Origin of the sequence: Bradyrhizobium sp., assembly GCF_049586575.1 — a bacterium.
Taxonomy (GTDB): Bacteria; Pseudomonadota; Alphaproteobacteria; order Rhizobiales; family Xanthobacteraceae; genus Bradyrhizobium.
On the sequence record NZ_JBAVCF010000512.1, the window covers coordinates 1 to 3560 of the forward strand.

At 56.6% G+C, this 3560-nt stretch carries 3 protein-coding genes; 1 reads left to right on the forward strand and 2 read right to left on the reverse strand.

Going from position 1 to position 3560, the window contains the following annotated elements:
• Positions 1-510: 510 nt before the first annotated feature.
• Positions 511-1743 (forward strand): MFS transporter, encoded by a 1233-nt coding sequence (locus WB528_RS19450; protein ID WP_423890022.1) that lies wholly within the window; start codon positions 511-513, stop codon positions 1741-1743.
• 162 nt (positions 1744-1905) lie between these two features.
• On the opposite strand, the gene WB528_RS19455 is transcribed toward WB528_RS19450, so the two are convergent.
• Positions 1906-2589, reverse strand: coding sequence for a Fic family protein (locus WB528_RS19455; protein WP_423890023.1), 684 nt, complete (start codon positions 2587-2589; stop codon positions 1906-1908).
• A 6-nt stretch (positions 2590-2595) separates the two neighbouring features.
• A complete protein-coding gene (locus tag WB528_RS19460; RefSeq protein WP_423890024.1) occupies positions 2596-2772 on the reverse strand; it encodes a hypothetical protein in 177 nt (58 codons plus the stop codon).
• Between the last annotated feature and the right edge of the window lie 788 nt (positions 2773-3560).

Genomic DNA, 3560 nt, shown 5'->3' on the forward strand with positions numbered 1-3560 from the left:
ATGAACAGGATGTCGTCGCGACACGCCGCAAACCGTCATTCCATTACTAAACTCGTAAAGAACGGCTTGGTGACCTCGGCGGCTGGAGGCGGCTTCTCGTCAGAAAGTTCGACAGTGATGAATTCGTTCTGACACTTCCAACAGTGCCACAGGTCCTGGACTTCCCGCGAATTCACGTGTTCATCCCATTCAAGGCTGACCAACCCAGAACCGCACCGCGGGCATCTTTCGTGATGATGTGAGATCGATGCCATGTTGAACCTCCCTCTTTCCCACGTGGCACCATGCGCCGCTTGGAAGCCTTGGTAATGATCCAGATCAAAGGCCCTGCTCGTCATTCACAGGAGCTTTGGAACTCAAGATTGTAGTAGCTCGTAGGGCGAATTCGATTAGCGGGCGCGTAATCCGCCATTCATCGGCAACAAAGAGGCGGGGTACGCCTTCGGCCAGGGGCCACGTCCAGATATCGATGCGATTTGTTTTGCGCATTGGCAACGATAGGATGCGTCGATGCAGGACAGCGGCAAGAATAACTATTTCTCCCGGCTGCGCGAGATACCTCCGGCGGTGTGGGCCCTCGGCTTGGTCTCGATGCTGATGGACATTTCCTCCGAGATCATCCACGCGCTGCTCCCGGTCTACCTCGTTACCGTGCTCGGGACGTCGATGCTCACCGTTGGCTTCATCGAAGGCATTGCCGAAGCAACGGCGTCAATCACCAAGGTCTTTTCCGGCGCTCTCTCTGACTGGTTGGGCAAGCGCAAATTGCTCGCCGTCATTGGTTACGGATTGGCGGCATTCACCAAGCCGATATTCCCGCTCGCATCGTCGGTAGGCTGGCTGGTGGCCGCGCGCTTCATTGATCGAATCGGAAAAGGTATTCGAGGAGCGCCGCGAGATGCCCTGGTCGCGGATATTGCGCCGGCGAATCTACGCGGCGCAAGCTTCGGACTGCGGCAATCGCTCGACACCGTCGGAGCCTTTCTTGGCCCGGCCCTGGCGATCGGCCTGATGTGGCTTACGGCCAATCATTTTCAGGCGGTGTTCTGGGTGGCGGTTATTCCGGCCTTTCTGGCTGTCGGATTGCTGCTCTTCGCGGTTCATGAACCGAAACGTCCTCAGGGACTGCGCGGCGCGCGGTCGCCGTTCAGTCTCGTTGAACTCAAGCGCCTGGGCCTGGCTTATTGGTGGGTCGTCGGGATAGCCGTCGTATTCTCGACTGCACGTTTTAGCGAAGCTTTCCTGATCCTGCGTGCGCAGGCTGTCGGCCTGCCGGTGACGCTCGTCCCGATGGTTTTGGTGCTGATGAATTTCGTTTATGCCCTTGCTGCCTACCCCGCGGGGGTCCTGTCAGATCGAGCCAATCGCATCACGGTTCTTGCCATGGGCTTTGGTCTGCTGGCCGCGGCCGACCTCGTCCTTTCGTTCACGAACGGCCTCGCAGGCGTGGCCGCGGGAGTGGCGTTGTGGGGATTGCACATGGGATTCACGCAAGGACTGCTGGCGACACTTGTCGCGGATACCGCTCCGCCGGAGCTGCGAGGTACGGCTTACGGAATTTTCAACCTGTTATGCGGGTTGGCAGTGCTTGCTGCGAGCGTTCTCGCCGGTGCGCTTTGGGATGGCGTCGGACCTGAAGGCACCTTTCTTGCGGGCGCTGTGTTTACCGGTCTTGCTCTCGCGCTTCTTGCGTTAACGCGCCGGATAGCGCCCACGGTCGGTCAGACGCCAAAGTCCGCTTAGGGTCTTGGCCGTGTAAAACAGTCCCGAGAGACGCCGGGCGTGGCGGCGAGGAGCTGGGTTGCCTCTTGGCGAAAAAAATATTGAGTCGTGAGCGAAATAGCTTTGGCTTCGATTTTCCAATCCACAGATGATTCGACGGGTCTAAAACGGGCGGGGTAAGGATCAGTGGAAAGCCTGACCATCAGGCTTGGCAATTTCCCCCGCAGCTTCTTTGGCGGCGCTCAAGAGCTGAGTCGAAAGCATCGCTGCCAACATTTTTTCCAGATCGCTGACGTCAATGTTTCCACCGACCAAATGTTTGTCGGCAGTTTCTAGTGCATCATAGTAAGGCCGCTTGTTGCCAGCTATCTGCTCAGGGATCGTCGGGGCACCCGGCAATAGGCTATCCAATTTGATACTGAGTACGACATAGGCGACCGCCCGTGCCGTGCGACCATTGCCATCAGCGAACGGATGTATCCAGTTCAATTTCCAAAGAACATAAGCCGCTAGGTGCACAGCGCTCGACGACGACCAGTGATCGTTCACATAGTCGCATAGATGTTCGATCTCTTCTGAGACGAACGGCGCCTCTGGCGGTTGATGACCGCTACCCTGTATCTTTACGGACGTGTTGCGCCACGTTCCCGCCAGCGCGTGAAGTCCATCAAGCGCAGCCCTGTGCAGATTTAGAATTGTGCTCGACCGCAGCTTGAACGGTCGCTCTTGGTCTTTGACCGATTGGCGGATGATGTCCAACGCGAGGTCGAATTGGCGGATGCCATTTTCAGCTTCGCGTTGAGCTATCTCGTCAGGGTCTTTGAGGAGCGACGCCGCTTCGGCAACCGTATGCCGATCCTGCGCCAAGTGTGATCAGCCCTTTTTCGCATGAAGCTGCGCATCGAGATCGGCGACCATCTGGCGAGTGATCCGCTCGTTCTCAATGTTGGTATTGCCATACGCGAAGCTGCGCCGCTGTTCCCCCAGCTGAGCAGGGGTCATTTCGATTTTACGAGTACGCTCAATGAGTTCCTGTAGGTCTTTGGTCATTGAGCCTTCTCCCCTTTTGGCTATCATACGAAAAGCTAGACGTTCCTGTAAAGTTCCTAAAAGCGCGTAAAAATTGCACTAGCTGACTCGACTCAGTATGGCGACCCCAAAAATATATTCACTCAGTTTTGAGCGGATGCGGCCGATCATCAAGTCAGCGTGCCTATCCGCGCTGCCGAGAATTTGACTGGATGAAAGACCCTCCCGCTGCGGTGCACGCCGGATCGGCAGGTAGCTCGGTCATGAAATGTCGCGCACGGCGTCATGACATACGCTAACGGATGCATTCCCAAACATACAGCAACCCTGCCGGGAGGATGCCTATCTCATGGCAGAGGACAAGCTGAACGAAGAGCAGCTATAGGCAAAGCGGCACCACGGATCAGAGCATCTGCAATTTCTTGGTCGCACTCACGAGGGCTCGCAAGCAGATTTGGCTATTATCAACATCCGACGAGGCGAGCCCATTTTTAGGATGGATCAATGCCCAGAAGATCGAACCGCTCCGTCACGAACGACGCGGGCTCCGCTCGCTTTCAAAGTTGGACAAATAGCCTTTGCACCAAACGGCGAAATTATCAAACCCGATCAAGCTGATGCTACCTGTCCAGTCCTTTGCGTAAAAATAAATCGCTTCGCGATTTGCCCAAATCAGATCGATAAGCCCGGCCGTCCCGTGCCCATCGAGAGGGGCGCTTCGCGATCGTCACGAAACGTTGGCGCGGGGTGCGATGGACGCTTGCTTGCGCAAGACGAGCGCAAGTGCAAGCGGACGGCGAAGTCGTGTG

Bases quoted from the DNA above. Each gene is read 5' to 3' on its own strand.
- WB528_RS19450 (WP_423890022.1), top strand. From the start codon at position 511: ATGCAGGACAGCGGCAAGAATAACTATTTCTCCCGGCTGCGCGAGATA.
- WB528_RS19460 (WP_423890024.1), bottom strand. From the start codon at position 2,772: ATGACCAAAGACCTACAGGAACTCATTGAGCGTACTCGTAAAATCGAA.